General features: G+C 60.2%; 17 protein-coding genes. 15 read left to right on the top strand and 2 right to left on the bottom strand.

The window, feature by feature from the left end; genetic code table 11:
- Window positions 1-7 precede the first annotated feature (7 nt).
- The 15 genes from nuoI to P3T25_RS18220 all read left to right on the top strand — a co-directional run bounded on the left by nuoI (window position 8) and on the right by P3T25_RS18220 (window position 12,915).
- A complete protein-coding gene (nuoI, locus tag P3T25_RS18150; RefSeq protein ID WP_054034957.1) occupies window positions 8-496 on the top strand; it encodes an NADH-quinone oxidoreductase subunit NuoI in 489 nt (162 codons plus the stop codon).
- A 193-nt stretch (window positions 497-689) separates the two neighbouring features.
- The gene (locus tag P3T25_RS18155) at window positions 690-1,379 is read left to right on the top strand and encodes an NADH-quinone oxidoreductase subunit J (protein ID WP_154567198.1); all 690 of its coding nucleotides are present in this window, start codon (window positions 690-692) and stop codon (window positions 1,377-1,379) included.
- Window positions 1,380-1,399: 20 nt separating this feature from the next.
- Window positions 1,400-1,705 (top strand): NADH-quinone oxidoreductase subunit NuoK, encoded by a 306-nt coding sequence (nuoK, locus tag P3T25_RS18160; RefSeq protein ID WP_013339863.1) that lies wholly within the window; start codon window positions 1,400-1,402, stop codon window positions 1,703-1,705.
- A gap of 17 nt (window positions 1,706-1,722) precedes the next feature.
- Window positions 1,723-3,795 carry an NADH-quinone oxidoreductase subunit L gene (nuoL, locus tag P3T25_RS18165; RefSeq protein ID WP_154567197.1) on the top strand — a complete coding sequence of 691 codons (2,073 nt, stop codon included), beginning with the start codon at window positions 1,723-1,725 and terminating at the stop codon, window positions 3,793-3,795.
- A gap of 14 nt (window positions 3,796-3,809) precedes the next feature.
- Window positions 3,810-5,300, top strand: a complete 1,491-nt coding sequence (locus P3T25_RS18170) for an NADH-quinone oxidoreductase subunit M (RefSeq protein ID WP_154567196.1) — start codon at window positions 3,810-3,812, stop codon at window positions 5,298-5,300.
- Between the two features lie 25 nt (window positions 5,301-5,325).
- On the top strand, window positions 5,326-6,798 hold the full coding sequence (gene nuoN, locus P3T25_RS18175; RefSeq protein ID WP_154567195.1) for an NADH-quinone oxidoreductase subunit NuoN: 1,473 nt from the start codon (window positions 5,326-5,328) through the stop codon (window positions 6,796-6,798).
- The gene (locus tag P3T25_RS18180) at window positions 6,798-7,094 is read left to right on the top strand and encodes a DUF2818 family protein (RefSeq protein WP_171925036.1); all 297 of its coding nucleotides are present in this window, start codon (window positions 6,798-6,800) and stop codon (window positions 7,092-7,094) included. The genes nuoN and P3T25_RS18180 overlap by 1 nt, the downstream gene beginning before the upstream one ends.
- Window positions 7,095-7,136: 42 nt before the next feature.
- Complete coding sequence (locus tag P3T25_RS18185) at window positions 7,137-7,721, top strand: NUDIX domain-containing protein (protein ID WP_154567193.1); 585 nt, start codon at window positions 7,137-7,139, stop codon at window positions 7,719-7,721.
- A gap of 339 nt (window positions 7,722-8,060) precedes the next feature.
- Window positions 8,061-8,309 (top strand): hypothetical protein, encoded by a 249-nt coding sequence (locus tag P3T25_RS18190; protein WP_429358552.1) that lies wholly within the window; start codon window positions 8,061-8,063, stop codon window positions 8,307-8,309.
- 50 nt (window positions 8,310-8,359) lie between these two features.
- Window positions 8,360-8,884, top strand: coding sequence for a helix-turn-helix transcriptional regulator (locus tag P3T25_RS18195; protein WP_429358553.1), 525 nt, complete (start codon window positions 8,360-8,362; stop codon window positions 8,882-8,884).
- A gap of 252 nt (window positions 8,885-9,136) precedes the next feature.
- The gene (locus tag P3T25_RS18200) at window positions 9,137-9,562 is read left to right on the top strand and encodes a DUF1178 family protein (RefSeq protein WP_266257554.1); all 426 of its coding nucleotides are present in this window, start codon (window positions 9,137-9,139) and stop codon (window positions 9,560-9,562) included.
- Between the two features lie 48 nt (window positions 9,563-9,610).
- Entirely contained in the window at window positions 9,611-10,807 is a 1,197-nt protein-coding gene (locus P3T25_RS18205) for an acyl-CoA dehydrogenase family protein (protein WP_429358554.1), read from the top strand.
- Window positions 10,808-10,817: 10 nt separating this feature from the next.
- Window positions 10,818-11,945, top strand: coding sequence for an acyl-CoA dehydrogenase family protein (locus P3T25_RS18210; protein WP_154567189.1), 1,128 nt, complete (start codon window positions 10,818-10,820; stop codon window positions 11,943-11,945).
- A 35-nt stretch (window positions 11,946-11,980) separates the two neighbouring features.
- A complete protein-coding gene (locus P3T25_RS18215) occupies window positions 11,981-12,439 on the top strand; it encodes a MaoC family dehydratase (protein ID WP_171925039.1) in 459 nt (152 codons plus the stop codon).
- Window positions 12,436-12,915: a MaoC family dehydratase gene (locus P3T25_RS18220; protein ID WP_171925040.1), complete on the top strand. Its 480-nt coding sequence runs from the start codon at window positions 12,436-12,438 to the stop codon at window positions 12,913-12,915. Before P3T25_RS18215 ends, P3T25_RS18220 begins: the two co-directional genes overlap by 4 nt.
- 147 nt (window positions 12,916-13,062) lie before the next feature.
- Here P3T25_RS18220 and P3T25_RS18225 read toward each other — a convergent pair whose 3' ends face one another.
- Window positions 13,063-13,764, bottom strand: a complete 702-nt coding sequence (locus tag P3T25_RS18225) for a glutathione binding-like protein (protein ID WP_171925041.1) — start codon at window positions 13,762-13,764, stop codon at window positions 13,063-13,065.
- A gap of 128 nt (window positions 13,765-13,892) precedes the next feature.
- The gene (locus tag P3T25_RS18230; protein ID WP_171925042.1) at window positions 13,893-15,152 is read right to left on the bottom strand and encodes an acyl-CoA dehydrogenase family protein; all 1,260 of its coding nucleotides are present in this window, start codon (window positions 15,150-15,152) and stop codon (window positions 13,893-13,895) included.
- Between the last annotated feature and the right edge of the window lie 44 nt (window positions 15,153-15,196).

Raw genomic sequence — 15,196 nt, forward strand, 5'->3', positions numbered from 1 at the left:
TGAACCCATGACCGCAATCCAAAACTTTTTCAAAACCTTCTTCCTGACGGAACTGCTCAAAGGCCTCGCGCTGACCGGACGTTACACGTTCCAGCGCAAGGTGACGGTGCAGTTCCCGGAAGAGAAGACGCCGATTTCGCCGCGTTTTCGCGGCCTGCACGCGCTGCGCCGCTATGAAAACGGCGAAGAACGCTGCATCGCCTGCAAGCTGTGCGAAGCGGTGTGTCCGGCACTCGCCATCACGATCGAATCGGAAACCCGTGCGGATAACACGCGCCGCACGACGCGTTACGACATCGACCTGACCAAGTGCATCTTCTGCGGTTTCTGCGAAGAGAGCTGCCCGGTCGATTCGATCGTCGAGACGCACATTCTCGAATATCACGGCGAAAAGCGCGGCGATCTGTATTTCACGAAAGACATGCTGCTGGCCGTGGGCGATCGCTACGAAGCGGAGATCGCTGCGAGCAAGGCAGCCGACGCACCGTATCGTTGAAGCACTTCAGTTGAAGCGGTAAATGCGGCAGTAAATGCAGCAGTAACACGGCCTGTTGTCGGGCCGAGCGCCGCGGTCTGACCGCCGCGGCACGGCGCACCTGTGCGGCTGTTCTGGCGGTCTCGACCGCTTTTACCCGCCACACGTGCCAAAGAACAATGCCTGACGATGGCCTAACGATGAACCGGTAATCATGGAATTCACGACCGTACTGTTCTACATCTTCGCGCTGCTCCTGGTGGTTTCAGGGCTGAAGGTGATCACCTCGCGCAACCCGGTTTCGTCCGCACTGTTTCTGGTGCTGGCGTTCTTCAACGCAGCCGCGATCTGGATGCTGCTGGAGGCCGAGTTCCTCGCGATCCTGCTGGTGCTGGTGTATGTCGGCGCGGTGATGGTGCTGTTCCTGTTCGTCGTGATGATGCTGGACATCAACATCGACGTGCTGCGAAAAGACTTCAAACGCTTCGTGCCAATGGCTACGCTGGTGGGCGCGATCATTGTGATCGAGACCGCGCTGATCCTGTGGCACGGCTACGGTGCGACCGCCACGGCGCTGCGCGACACCACGGCTGCCGCGAACGGTATGGCCGGCTGGTCGAACACCCGCATCATCGGCAAGGTCATCTACACCGACTACATCTTCGCGTTCGAAGTCGCCGGCCTCGTGCTGCTGGTGGCGATCATCGCGGCGATCGCGCTGACCACGAGTCACAAGAAAGACAGCAAGCGCCAGAACATCAGCGAGCAGGTCAAGGTGCGTGCCCAGGACCGTGTGCGTATCGTGAAGATGGCATCTGAAAAGACCGCGGCAACTGTCGCGGCGGAAGAAGCCGCCGCAGCGGCAGCCGCAGCGGCCGACTCGGCACCTGCTAAAAACAGCTGAGCGGACAGGAGATAGAAATCATGTTGACCCTTGCTCATTACCTTGTCCTCGGTGCGATCCTGTTTGCGATCAGCGTCGTGGGCATTTTCCTGAACCGCCGCAACGTCATCATCATCCTGATGGCGATCGAACTGATGCTGCTGGCGGTGAACACCAATTTCGTCGCGTTCTCGCATTACCTCGGCGACGTGCATGGTCAGATCTTCGTCTTCTTCGTGCTGACGGTTGCAGCAGCTGAAGCGGCGATCGGACTCGCAATTCTGGTGACCCTGTTCCGTAGCCTCGACACGATCAATGTCGAGGACCTCGATCAGCTCAAAGGTTAATTTCAGGTAAAGCGGTTATGTCAACGACACTCAATGAAAACCTGCTGCTGGCGATCCCGCTGGCACCGCTGGCCGGCTCCCTGATTGCGGGGCTGTTTGGGAAAGCGGTAGGGCGAGCCGGCGCGCATTCGGTCACGATCCTCGGCGTCGCGATCTCCTTCATCCTTTCGGCCATCGTCTTCTTCCAGGTGATGGACGGCGCGAGTTTCAACGCGACGGTCTATGACTGGATGCAGATCGGCCAGACGAAGTTCGAGATCGGCTTCCTGGTCGACTCGCTGACGGCGATGATGATGTGCGTGGTGACCTTCGTGTCGCTCATGGTGCACATCTACACGATCGGCTACATGGCCGACGACGACGGCTACCAGCGCTTCTTCTCGTACATCGCGCTGTTCACGTTCTCGATGCTGATGCTCGTGATGAGCAACAACTTCCTGCAACTGTTCTTCGGTTGGGAAGCGGTGGGTCTGGTGTCGTACCTGCTGATCGGCTTCTACTTCACTCGTGAGAGCGCGATCTACGCGAACATGAAGGCGTTCATCGTGAACCGCATCGGCGACTTCGGGTTCCTGCTCGGGATCGGTCTGCTGTTCGCTTTCGCCGGTTCGATGAACTACGGCGACGTCTTCGCGAAGCGCACCGAACTTGCGGCATTGAGCTTCCCGGGCACGGACTGGGGTCTGCTGACGGTTGCCTGCATTTGCCTTTTCATCGGCGCGATGGGTAAGTCGGCGCAGTTCCCGCTGCACGTCTGGCTGCCGGATTCGATGGAAGGCCCGACGCCGATCTCCGCACTGATTCACGCGGCAACCATGGTGACGGCCGGTATCTTCATGGTCGCACGCATGTCGCCCCTGTTCGAACTGTCGGATACGGCACTGTCGTTCGTGATGGTGATCGGTGCGATCACGGCGCTGTTCATGGGCTTCCTCGGAATCGTCCAGAACGACATCAAGCGCGTGGTGGCTTACTCGACGCTGTCGCAGCTCGGTTACATGACGGTCGCACTCGGCGCATCGGCTTACTCGGTCGCCATCTTCCACCTGATGACGCACGCGTTCTTCAAGGCGTTGCTGTTCCTCGGCGCGGGTTCCGTGATCATCGGCATGCACCACGATCAGGACATCCGCAACATGGGCGGCTTGCGCAAGTACATGCCGATCACGTGGATTACGTCGCTGGTCGGTTCGCTCGCGCTGATCGGCACACCGTTCTTCTCAGGCTTCTACTCGAAAGACTCGATCATCGACGCAGTGAAGCTGTCGCATCTGCCGGGTTCGGGTTTCGCCTACTTCGCGGTGGTGGCGAGCGTGTTCGTTACTGCGCTGTACTCGTTCCGGATGTACTTCCTGGTGTTCCACGGCAAGGAGCGCTTCCGCGATCCGAAGCATCCGGAATCGCCGATGGGCATCGAAGCTGCAGCCCATGCACATGACGGTCACGGCCATGACGCACACGGCCACGGTCATGGTCACGACGACCACGCGCACGAGCCGCATGAAACGCCGTGGGTGGTGTGGCTGCCGCTGGTTCTGCTGGCGATTCCGTCGGTGGTGATCGGCGCGATCGGTGTCGCTCCGATGCTGTTCGGCGACTTCTTCCAGCACGGCGTGGCGTTCGACAAGGTGATCTTCATCGGCGAAAACCATCCGGCACTGCATGAGATGGCCGAAGAATTCCAGGGCTGGGCGTCGATGGGTCTGCACTCGGTCTCAGGTCTGCCGGTGTGGCTGGCACTCGCGGGTGTCGTGGTCGCGTGGTTCCTGTATCTGGTTCGTCCTGATCTGCCGGCGGTCGTCAAGCGCGCGTTCGGCCCGATCTATACGCTGCTCGACAACAAGTACTACATGGACAAGATCAACGAAGTCGTGTTTGCGCGGGGCGCCGTGGCGATTGGCCGTGGTCTCTGGAAGGAAGGCGACGTCGTGGTTATCGACGGCATCGTCAACGGCAGCGCACGCTTTATCGGCTGGTTTGCCGGCGTGATCCGCTTCCTCCAATCCGGCTACATCTACCACTACGCGTTTGCCATGATTATCGGCATGTTGGGGCTCCTGACCCTGTTTGTAACGCTCGGCGGCAAATAAGGCGAGGGACACTAATGCACGCTTATCCGATTCTCAGTATCGCGATCTGGTTACCGATCCTCGTAGGTCTACTGGTCCTGGCTATTGGTTCCGACCGGAACCCGGCTCCGGCGCGCTGGATTGCGCTGATCGGCTCGGTCGTCAGTTTCATCGTGACGATCCCGCTAATTACGGGTTTTGATTCGAGTACCGCCGATCTGCAGTTCGTCGAAAAGGCGAACTGGATCGAGCGCTTCAATATTACGTACCACCTGGGTGTCGACGGCATCTCGATGTGGTTCGTCGTATTGACCGCATTGATTACGGTGATCGTCGTGATCTCCGCATGGGAAGTCATCACGAAGAACGTGGCGCAGTACCTCGCTGCATTCCTGATCCTGTCCGGCATCATGGTCGGCGTGTTCAGCGCAGCGGACGGCATGCTGTTCTACGTGTTCTTTGAAGCGACGCTGATTCCGATGTACATCATCATCGGCGTGTGGGGCGGGGCGAACCGCGTGTATGCGGCGTTCAAGTTCTTCCTGTACACGCTGATGGGCTCACTGCTGATGCTGGTCGCGTTGCTTTACCTGTACATCCAGACCGGCACGTTCGATCTGGCTACGTGGCAGAACACGCAGATCGGCATGACGCCGCAGATACTGCTATTCATAGCGTTCTTCCTGGCGTTCGCCGTGAAGGTGCCGATGTGGCCGGTTCACACGTGGTTGCCTGACGCCCACGTGGAAGCGCCGACCGGCGGCTCGGTCGTGCTGGCCGCGATCATGCTGAAGCTGGGCGCCTACGGTTTCGTGCGCTTCTCGCTGCCGATCGCACCGGACGCAAGCCACTTCCTTGCTCCGGTCGTCATTGCACTGTCGCTGATCGCGGTGATCTACATCGGTCTGGTCGCGATGGTGCAGACCGACATGAAGAAGCTGGTCGCGTACTCGTCGATCGCGCACATGGGTTTCGTGACGCTTGGTTTCTTCATCTTCAATCAGCTCGGCGTGGAAGGCGCGATCGTACAGATGATCTCGCACGGCTTCGTGTCGGGCGCGATGTTCCTGAGCATCGGCGTGTTGTACGACCGTATGCACTCGCGTCAGATCGCCGATTACGGCGGCGTCGTCAACGTGATGCCGAAGTTCGCGGCGTTCGTGATGCTGTTTTCGATGGCGAATTGCGGCTTGCCGGGTACTTCCGGTTTCGTCGGCGAGTTCATGGTGATTCTGGCTGCTGTCCAGTACAACTTCTGGATCGCGGGCGGTGCGGCTGTCACGCTGATTCTCGGCGCGGCCTACACGCTGTGGATGTACAAGCGCGTGTACTTCGGCGCGGTCGCCAACGATCACGTGAAGGGCCTCCTCGACATCAACCGTCGCGAATTTTTCATGCTGGCAGTGCTCGCTGCACTGACGCTGTTCATGGGCCTGTATCCGAAGCCCTTTACCGATGTGATGCACGTATCCGTGGAAAACCTCCTCTCCCACGTCGCGCAGTCCAAACTGCCGTTGCCACAGTAATGCAGAGCGGAGGAATTTAAAGATCATGCAAAACGCCCCTATGACTGCCCTGTTGCCCGACGCACTGGTGATGCTCGCCGTTGTGGTCGCGTGGCTCAACGACACGTTCGTCGGCCAGGCCGGTCGCCGCACCACGTATTTCCTCGCGTTCTTCTCGACGCTGATTGCCGGCATCTGGTTCGCGGTGAACGCGTTCGACCCGCAGGTTCATTACTTCTTCGGTCACATGTATGTGGTGGATTCTTTCGCCAGCGTGATGAAGGCGGTGGTGACGCTCGGCTACGCAGTGTCGATTGTTTATTCGCGCCGGTACCTCGAGGATCGCGGGCTGTTCCGCGGCGAGTTTTTCCTGTTGGGCATGTTCTCGTTGCTCGGTCAGCTCGTGATGATCTCCGGCAACAACTTCCTGACGCTGTACCTCGGTCTGGAGCTGATGTCGCTGTCGCTGTACGGTGCGATCGCACTGCGTCGTGACGCGGCACCGTCGAACGAAGCCGCAATGAAGTACTACGTGCTCGGTGCGCTGGCTTCCGGCTTCCTGCTGTACGGCATTTCCATGCTGTACGGTGCAACCGGCTCGCTCGACCTGAACGAAGTGTTCAAGGCGATCGGCACGAGCCACTACGATCCGAGCGTGCTGCTGTTCGGCGTGATCTTTATCGTGGCAGGCGTGGCGTTCAAGATGGGCGCGGTGCCGTTCCATATGTGGGTGCCTGACGTGTATCAGGGCGCTCCGACGGCCATGACGCTGATGGTCGGTGGCGGTCCGAAGGTGGCGGCATTCGCGTGGGGCCTGCGCTTCCTCGTGATGGGTCTGCTGCCGCTTGCGGTCGAATGGCAGGAAATGCTGGTGATCCTGGCGGCGCTGTCGCTGATTGTCGGCAACATCACCGGTATCGTGCAACGCAACGTCAAGCGGATGCTCGCGTATTCGGCGATCTCGAACATGGGCTTCGTGCTGCTGGGCCTGCTGGCCGGCGTGGTCGACCACAAGACCACGGGCGCCGCCAACGCGTACGGCTCGGCGATGTACTACAGCATCGTCTACCTGATCACGACGATGGGCACCTTCGGCATCATCATGCTGCTGGCACGCCGCGATTTCGAAGCGGATACGCTCGAAGACTTCAAGGGCCTGAATCAACGCAGCCCGGTGTTTGCGTTCGTCATGATGGTGATGATGTTCTCGCTCGCCGGCATCCCGCCCGCGGTCGGCTTCTACGCCAAGCTCGCGGTGCTGCAGGCAACCATGAATGCCGGGTTGACCTGGCTGACCGTGTTGGCCGTGATCACCTCGCTGTTCGGTGCCTTCTACTACCTGCGTATCGTCAAGCTGATGTACTTCGACGAACCGCAAGACAAGTCGCCGATCCTCGCCGACACGAGCACGCGTGCATTGCTGGCGGTTAATGGTGTTGCCGTGCTGGTGCTCGGTATCGTGCCGGATCCGCTGTTGAAGGCCTGCCTGCAGGCTATCCAGCACACGCTGCTGCTCTGATGTCGGCTGCGGGTTGGTTTATCGTGTTGTTGGCGCTGGTCGGCGCCAACCTGCCGTTCCTGAATCAGCGTCTCTTCGCCGCCGTGCCCTTGAAAGTGGCGAAGAAGAGCGCCTGGATCCGGATTGCCGAGTTGATCGTGCTGTACTTCATCGTCGGTGCGCTCGGTTTCCTGCTGGAAGCGCGCGCGGGTAACCGCTTCGAGCAGGGGTGGCAGTTCTACGCGATCACGTTCGCGTTGTTCGTCGTATTCGCATTCCCCGGCTTTACCTTCCAGTATCTCGTCAAACGTCGCTGACGGCCTCTCGCCGTCGCGCACCACGCTGTCCTGAGGTCGCATATGGCTGAACTTCCCGATCACGACGCCGCGCTCACCGAGACCTGTCTCGAGAGCAAAACGATCCATCAAGGGCCATTCCTGACGCTCAAGTGCGATACGGTCCGCTTGCCCGACGGTAAGCAGGCCACTCGCGAGTATGTTCAGCATCCGGGCGCCGTGATGGTGATTCCGCTATTCGACGACGGTCGCGTGTTGCTGGAAAACCAGTACCGCTATCCGATGGGTAAGGTTATGGTCGAGTATCCGGCGGGCAAGCTCGATCCGAACGAAGGCGCGCTGGCCTGCGCGAAACGCGAGCTGCAGGAAGAGACCGGCTATACGGCACGCGAGTATGTCTATCTGACGCGCATTCATCCGATCATTTCCTACTCGACTGAATTCATCGATATTTACCTGGCGCGTGGGTTGACTGCCGGCGAGCGCAAACTCGACGACGGCGAATTCCTCGAACTGTTCACGGCCAGCGTCACCGATATGTTGGAATGGGTACGCACGGGCAAGGTGACGGACGTGAAAACCATCATTGGCACGTTCTGGCTGGAGAAGGTTTTGGCGGGTACCTGGCCAATGGCCGAGCCGCAATAGCGTGCACGGTTCAGAACGCTGAACGGGCGCGAATCACACGCCGGTTAGAAAATCCGCAAAAGAGCCCCTGTTGGTCTACGACCGGCAGGGGCTTTGTCATTATGGGCACGATATCGACTCGATGCGTTACCCCCGTGTCCGAAAAACGGGTTCCAGTCCTATGCCATCTGACAGTCTCGCCCCGCGGTCGTTGCCGCTCTAGTATCGACGTCTGGCAACGGAGTCTGTTATCGCAGTTATTTTGGATAACGAAGAGTGTGGGATGTATTCGGTTATGGCCACGCGCGCATGGTTGTCACTTGACAACCATGCGCGCGTGGACTAAATTGGAGGGTATAGATGGTTCGTGGAGTCCATTCAAAGAAAGAAGTCGAGGCCGCGCTGGCTTACGCGGAAAGAAACGGCTGGCGTGTGCAAGGCGGCGGCAAAGGTCACGCATGGGGAAAGATTTACTGTCCTTACAACGACGCGGAGTGCCGTTGCGGCGAGTTTTGCATCTCGAGTGTGTGGAGTACGCCAAAGAATCCCGGCAATCACGCAAGGCACCTCAGGCGCATTGTCGACAATTGCACGACCCGCCAGCAGTAGAAATGTTCGAAGGGCAAAAGCCCGTAGCTGAATGAAGGTAGGAGTAGCTTATGGAATATGTGTTCACCTTGAAGTACCGGCTCGCGGCTGAAGATTGCGATCTTGACGAGATCGTCGAGCGGCTTGGCGAAGCCGGATGCGACGACGCTACGATCGGCGTGGGGCAACCGGGGCGCATGGCGCTGGTTTTTGCTCGCGAAGGCGCGTCGGCGTTCGAAGCGCTCATCAGTGCACTCAAAGATATCAAGCAGGCAGTGCCGTCTGCGCGCCTTGTCGAGGCGGGGCCGGACTTCGTCGGCCTGACGGATGTCGCTGAGGTCGCGGGCGTGTCAAGGCAAAACATGCGTAAGCTGATGCTGAGCCACGCAATCGACTTTCCGCCGCCGGTTCACGAGGGCAGTGCGTCGGTGTGGCATCTGTCGGACATCCTTGGCTGGCTGACCGCGCGTGGCGGGTATGACATCAAGGCGGACGTATTCGATGTCGCGAAATCGGCCAAACAGATCAACCTTGCCAAAGAGGCGCGCGAACTCGAACCGCAGCTTGACCGCCGCCTCGAATTTCTGGTGGCTTAAAAGGGGCGCAGCGAGTAGCTGCGCGAATCCATGAGTTCGATACGACCAGCGTGCCCTTTTTGTTGACGGGTTCGGCGTGCTGTTCACCGATTGAGCCACCTTCGGCAGCCCACTGCGCAAAGCGTTAAAATCGCGCACCGCGTTCGATTTGTCAGCGACGCCTGGCGTCAACGCGCCGTCCGTAAAAATTTACGAACGACCGTTCACAAATTTCCATTTTGCGCTAAACTGGCACTCAAGCCCTGATTCCACATGAAGGTCCTCGATTTACAGTGTCCGCATGGCCATCGGTTCGAAGGCTGGTTTGCTTCGGCTGATGACTTCGAGTCGCAGCAGTCCCGCAAGCTCGTCGAATGTCCGATCTGCGGTGCGAACGAAGTGAGCCGTCTGCCGTCGGCGCCCCGACTGAATCTGTCGGGAGCGACCGAAGCGAAAGTCCCTGCGGATACGGGAGAAATGCAGGCGCGCGTCATGCGTGCCTTGCGCGAGGTACTGGAAAAGACAGAGAACGTGGGCGACCGCTTCGCCGAGGAAGCACGGCGCATTCACTACAACGAAGCGCCAGCGCGCAATATTCGCGGTGTCACGACACCGGAAGACGCGAAAGCCTTGGTCGAAGAAGGCATCGAAGTGATGCCGCTGCCGATCCCGGCTGCCTTGAAGGAACCGCTGCAATAGCGCAGTGGCTCACTGGCAGCGGGCGGTTGCGGCCAGGAGACACGACGCATGAATCTGGACTATTCCCCCGCTGACGACGCATTCCGCGCCGACATCCGCGCCTGGCTCGAAGCGAATCTGCCTCGCGAGCTGAGCGACAAAGTACTCAATCACAAGCGTCTGAACCGCGAAGACTTCGCGGGTTGGCACAAGCTGCTCGGCACGCGCGGCTGGTCGGTCATCGCGTGGCCGAAAGAATACGGCGGCCCGGGCTGGGACGCGACCCAACGGCATATCTGGGACGAAGAGTGCGCGCGTATCGGTGCGCCGTCCGTCCTGCCGTTCGGCGTCTCGATGGTAGCGCCCGTGCTGATGAAGTACGGCAATGAGGCTCAGAAACGCCACTATCTGCCGCGCATTCTCGACGGCACGGACTGGTGGTGTCAGGGCTATTCCGAACCGGGCTCCGGTTCCGACTTGGCCTCGCTGCGCACGCGTGCCGAGCGCGTTGGCGATCACTATGTGGTCAACGGCCAGAAAACCTGGACTACGCTCGGCCAGTACGCCGACACGATGTTCTGCCTCGTGCGCACCGATAGCGGCGCTAAAAAGCAGGAGGGTATCTCGTTCCTGTTGATCGACATGAAAACGCCCGGTATTACCGTGCGCCCGATCATCACGCTCGACGAAGACCACGAAGTCAACGAAGTCTTTTTCGAGGACGTGAAAGTGCCGGTCGACAATCTGGTCGGCGAAGAGAATCGTGGCTGGACCTATGCGAAGTACCTGCTCGGGCACGAACGCACCGGTATTGCGCGCGTTGGGCAATCGAAGCGCGAACTCGTATTCCTGAAGCGCCTCGCGCTGGATCAGAAGAAGAACGGCAAGCCGCTGCTGCAAGATCCTGTGTTCACCGCGAAAGTCGCGAGCCTCGAGATCGAACTGATGGCACTCGAAGTCACCGTGCAACGCGTGGTCGCCAATGAAACGGGCGGACGTGGGCCTGGGCCGGAAGCATCGATGCTCAAAATCAAGGGCACGGAAGTGCAGCAGGCGCTGACCGAACTGATGTTCGAAGCGATCGGGCCCCTCGCCGCGCCATTCGACGTGCCATTCCTCGAAGGCGAACGCGAGCACAGCCTCGCCGGTGACGATGACGCCGCGCCGCTGGCCGCGTACTACTTCAACTTCCGCAAGACGTCGATTTACGGCGGCTCGAACGAAATTCAAAAGAACATCATCGCGCAGATGATTCTCGGACTCTGAGGAGCGGCGCATGGACTTCACTTTCAACGACGAACAACAGCAATTTGCTGACGCGCTGCGCCGCTACCTTGACAAGAGCTACGGGTTCGAAGCGCGCCAGGCGATCGTGCAATCGGAAACCGGGGTGTCGGACGCGCACTGGACAGCTTTTACCGAACTGGGCCTGACTGCGTTGCCGGTGCCGGAAGCGCAGGGTGGCTTCAACGGCAGCCCGATCGACATGCTGGTGGTCATGCAGGAGCTCGGGCGTGCTCTGGTGGTCGAGCCGTATTGGGCGACTGCGGTGGGTATCGAGGCGCTGCGGCTGGCGGGCACCGGGCAGGGCGAAGACGCGTCGCTGCTCGAACGCGCGGCCCAGGGCGAGATCAAGCTGGCAGTGGCCTTTCACGAGCCGCACGCACGCTACGATCTGTTCGAGGTCGACACGGTTGCGAACGGTCAGGGCAATCAGCAGACGTTGACCGGCACGAAATCGGTTGTGCTGCACGGCGCGCAAGCGGATTACTGGATCGTGCCGGCTCGGCTGAATGGCGAGATCGCGCTTTTTGTGGTCGTCCGCGATGCGGCCGGTGTCAAAGTCACTGACTACCGCACAATCGACGGTCAGCGCGCCGCGACACTCGAGTTCGATGGCACACCTGCACGCCAGCTCACCGGCAAACACTCGGGCGCCGCGGCGCTCGAGCACATTGCAGACTACGGCACGGTATTGCTGTGCGCGGAAGCGGTCGGCGCGCTCGACGCACTGAACCATGCAACGGGCGAGTACACCAAGACGCGCCAGCAGTTTGGCCAGCCGATCGCGCGTTTCCAGGCGCTACAGCATCGCATGGTCGAGATGTTGATTCACGCCGAGCAGGCGCGTTCGATCACATACCTGGCGGCCGTGCGTTACACCAGCGCTGACGCCGAGGAACGTCGCCGTGCCGTCTCCGCAGCGAAGGCGCGGGTCGGCCAGGCCGCCCGTTTCGTCGGTCAGCAGGCGGTGCAGTTGCACGGAGGCATGGGCGTCACGAACGAGGTCGCCGCGGCGCATCTGTTCAAACGTCTTGCTATCATCGAAACCACATTGGGCGATGTCGATCACCATCTCGCGCGGTTCGCCGCGCTGCCCGGCTTTGTCTCGACCGAAGCCTGATCAGCCGGCCGAATCGGATAAGAAAGAGGTGTGCGATGGGTCTGAGTTACGAGGACATGGCAGTCGGCACGACTACGGAAATCGGCAAGCATACTTTCACGCGTGAAGAGATCGTCGAGTTCGCGGAGAAGTTCGATCCGCAGCCGTTTCACCTGGACGAGGCTGCAGCCGCAGCGTCGCCGTTTCGTGGGTTGGTCGCAAGCGGCTGGCATACCTGTTCGGTCATGATGGGCATGCTGGTGCGCAACGCGATCGCGGGTTCCACGTCGATGGGCTCGCCCGGTATCGACGAGATTCGCTGGCTGAAGCCAGTGCGTGTCGGCGACACGATCACGATGATGAACGCGGTGCTCGACAAACGTGTTTCGGAGAGTAAGCCGGATCGCGGCATCGTTTCGACGCAGTGGGAAGGCATCAACCAGCACGGCGAAACCGTGATTACGGTGCGTTCGAAAGGCTTGTTCGGACTGCGCAATCCGGGCGCCGCTTCATGACGGGCAGCAACGCGGCAGCCGCCGTAACGTTTGGCGACGCAGCGGCGTTGCGTGCGCTGGTTGGCGCTGAACCGCTCGTTAGTGACTGGCTGACGGTCGATCAGGCGAGCGTCGATCGTTTCGCTGAGGCCACCGGCGATCATCAGTGGATTCACGTTGACCCCGAGCGGGCACGGCGTGAGTCACCGTTTGGTGGTCCGGTCGCGCATGGGTTCATGACGCTGTCGTTGATCCCTGCGCTGCTCGGCAAGACGGTGGCGCTTAAGCAGCGCATGGGCGTCAACTACGGATTGAATCGTGTGCGGTTCACGTCGCCGGTGCTGGTCGGCTCACAGTTGCGCGCTCGGTTTGCGGTGGAATCCGTCACCGACGTCGACAACGCCGGTGTGCAGGTTGAGTGGAACGTGACGCTGGAGCGGCAGGGCAGTGAGCGGCCGGTCTGTGTCGCAGAGTTCATCACGCGGCACTATTTCTAGCCGTTCGCAGCCGACCGGTTGGCAAAAAAGCGCGAGTGGCAGTGATGCCGTCTCGCGCTTTTTTATATTGATGCATCAACGGTTGGCAATGCGGCAATCATTACCAATGCGAACGAGCGCCGATGCCATGGATCGGCGGCACGACGACTACCGCTTCGCGTACTGCGTCGCGCCGAACAGCATTTCCTTAGCCTTGTCGTCCATGAGCGGCTTGCGGGCCGACGCCAGCACGTCAACACCGCGTACCACCGCCGGACGCGCGGCAATTTCTTCGTGCCACCGCTTCACATGCGGGAACGTATCCAGTTCGATGCCCTGGTTCTGCCACGAGCGCGTCCACGGAAATGCGGCGATGTCAGCGATCGTGTAGTCGTTGCCGGCCAGATATTTGGTCTTGCCGAGCTGCGTATCCATCACGCCATAGAGACGCCGCGTTTCGTTCGTGTAGCGATTGATTGCGTATTCGATCGGCTCCGGCGCGTAGATGCGGAAATGATGCGTTTGCCCGAGCATCGGACCGATGCCGCCCATCTGGAACATCAGCCACTGCAGGGCGGCATAGCGTGCGGCCGGATCAGTCGGCAGGAATTTGCCGGTTTTCTCCGCCAGATAAATCAGAATCGCGCCCGATTCGAATAGCGCGAACGGCTTGCCGTCGGCGTCTTTAGGACCTTCGGAATCGGTGATCGCCGGAATCTTGTTGTTCGGGCTAATCGCGAGGAACTCGGGTTTGAACTGGTCGCCCGCGCCGATATCGACGCCGTGCGCCGTGTACGCGAGGCCCGTTTCCTCGAGCATGATGTGAACCTTATGGCCGTTCGGGGTTGCCCAGCTATAGACATCGATCATCCTGGCTCCTTCGTTTCGTGAAAGCGGCGCCACAAAGGGCGCCGCTGTTGACGAAAATTAGAGCATAGATCGGACAATGCTGCTGGCCGTGAACCCGCGCGCCGTTGGCTACCGCCCCAACCCCGACCTCAAACCCGCGTAATCGGCGTCTCCACACGAGCTGCAGCACCCGCATCCATATAGCGCGCCAGTTCGAGCTTTGCGATCGCGTTGCGGTGCACTTCGTCGGGGCCATCGGCGAAGCGCAACGTCCGCGCGTTGGCGTACGCATACGCCAACGGGAAATCATCGCTGACGCCGCCGCCGCCGTGCGCCTGGATCGCCCAGTCGATCACCTGGCATGCCATATTCGGCGCGACCACCTTGATCATGGCGATCTCGCCACGCGCGCCCTTGTTGCCGACCGTGTCCATCATGTACGCGGTCTTCAGCGTCAGCAGGCGCGCCTGTTCGATCATGCAGCGCGCTTCGGCCATGCGCTCCTGCGTGACGCCCTGTGCGGAAACCGGTTTGCCGAAAGCGACGCGTTGCATGGAGCGTTTGGCCATGAGTTCGAGCGCGCGTTCGGCGAGACCGATCAAACGCATGCAGTGGTGGATGCGTCCCGGTCCGAGGCGGCCTTGGGCGATTTCGAAGCCGCGCCCTTCGCCGAGCAGCATATTGGTAGCCGGCACGCGCACGTTTTCGAGCGTGATTTCCATGTGGCCGTGCGGCGCGTCGTCATAGCCGAATACGGTGAGCGGGCGGTGCACGGTGATGCCGGTCGCATCGGCGGGAACCAGGATCATCGACTGCTGCGCATGACGCGGCGCCTCAGGATCGGTCTTGCCCATCACGATGTAGATCTTGCAGCGCGGATCCCCCGCACCGGACGACCACCACTTGTGGCCGTTGATCACATAGGCGTCGCCATCGCGCACGATGCTCGTCTGGATATTGGTCGCGTCCGACGACGCCACTTCCGGCTCGGTCATCAGAAACGCCGAACGGATGTGCCCTTGCAGCAGCGGTTCGAGCCATTCGCGCTTGTTGTCGTCGCTGCCGTAGCGCTCGATCGTTTCCATGTTGCCGGTGTCGGGCGCATTGCAGTTGAACACTTCCGGCGCCCAGGGCACACGGCCCATGATCTCGCAGAGCGGTGCATATTCAAGATTCGTCAGACCGGCGCCACGTATCGATTCAGGCAGGAACAGGTTCCATAGACCGGCGTCGCGCGCTTTCTGTTTTAGTTGTTCGATCAGTTCGGTCGGCAGCCACGCGTTGCCGTTCTGGCGATTGCGCGCGATCTCGGCATAGAACGCCTGCTCGTTCGGATAGATGTGCTCGTCGAAGAAGGCGAGCAGTTTCTCGCGCAGCGCCTGCACCTTCGGGGTGTAATCGAAATTCATGTATGACCTCGCGGATGACGAATGACGTTTGTTCAGGAACGCAA

This window comes from Paraburkholderia sp. GAS32 (assembly GCF_050434225.1).
Classification (GTDB): domain Bacteria; phylum Pseudomonadota; class Gammaproteobacteria; order Burkholderiales; family Burkholderiaceae; genus Paraburkholderia; species Paraburkholderia madseniana.

What these genes read in the sequence shown, in the direction of transcription:
- nuoI (WP_054034957.1), top strand. Translation starts at nt 8, where the DNA reads ATGACCGCAATCCAAAACTTTTTCAAAACCTTCTTCCTGACGGAACTG.
- P3T25_RS18155 (WP_154567198.1), top strand. Translation starts at nt 690, where the DNA reads ATGGAATTCACGACCGTACTGTTCTACATCTTCGCGCTGCTCCTGGTG.
- nuoK (WP_013339863.1), top strand. Translation starts at nt 1,400, where the DNA reads ATGTTGACCCTTGCTCATTACCTTGTCCTCGGTGCGATCCTGTTTGCG.
- nuoL (WP_154567197.1), top strand. Translation starts at nt 1,723, where the DNA reads ATGTCAACGACACTCAATGAAAACCTGCTGCTGGCGATCCCGCTGGCA.
- P3T25_RS18170 (WP_154567196.1), top strand. Translation starts at nt 3,810, where the DNA reads ATGCACGCTTATCCGATTCTCAGTATCGCGATCTGGTTACCGATCCTC.
- nuoN (WP_154567195.1), top strand. Translation starts at nt 5,326, where the DNA reads ATGCAAAACGCCCCTATGACTGCCCTGTTGCCCGACGCACTGGTGATG.
- P3T25_RS18180 (WP_171925036.1), top strand. Translation starts at nt 6,798, where the DNA reads ATGTCGGCTGCGGGTTGGTTTATCGTGTTGTTGGCGCTGGTCGGCGCC.
- P3T25_RS18185 (WP_154567193.1), top strand. Translation starts at nt 7,137, where the DNA reads ATGGCTGAACTTCCCGATCACGACGCCGCGCTCACCGAGACCTGTCTC.
- P3T25_RS18190 (WP_429358552.1), top strand. Translation starts at nt 8,061, where the DNA reads ATGGTTCGTGGAGTCCATTCAAAGAAAGAAGTCGAGGCCGCGCTGGCT.
- P3T25_RS18195 (WP_429358553.1), top strand. Translation starts at nt 8,360, where the DNA reads ATGGAATATGTGTTCACCTTGAAGTACCGGCTCGCGGCTGAAGATTGC.
- P3T25_RS18200 (WP_266257554.1), top strand. Translation starts at nt 9,137, where the DNA reads ATGAAGGTCCTCGATTTACAGTGTCCGCATGGCCATCGGTTCGAAGGC.
- P3T25_RS18205 (WP_429358554.1), top strand. Translation starts at nt 9,611, where the DNA reads ATGAATCTGGACTATTCCCCCGCTGACGACGCATTCCGCGCCGACATC.
- P3T25_RS18210 (WP_154567189.1), top strand. Translation starts at nt 10,818, where the DNA reads ATGGACTTCACTTTCAACGACGAACAACAGCAATTTGCTGACGCGCTG.
- P3T25_RS18215 (WP_171925039.1), top strand. Translation starts at nt 11,981, where the DNA reads ATGGGTCTGAGTTACGAGGACATGGCAGTCGGCACGACTACGGAAATC.
- P3T25_RS18220 (WP_171925040.1), top strand. Translation starts at nt 12,436, where the DNA reads ATGACGGGCAGCAACGCGGCAGCCGCCGTAACGTTTGGCGACGCAGCG.
- P3T25_RS18225 (WP_171925041.1), bottom strand. Translation starts at nt 13,764, where the DNA reads ATGATCGATGTCTATAGCTGGGCAACCCCGAACGGCCATAAGGTTCAC.
- P3T25_RS18230 (WP_171925042.1), bottom strand. Translation starts at nt 15,152, where the DNA reads ATGAATTTCGATTACACCCCGAAGGTGCAGGCGCTGCGCGAGAAACTG.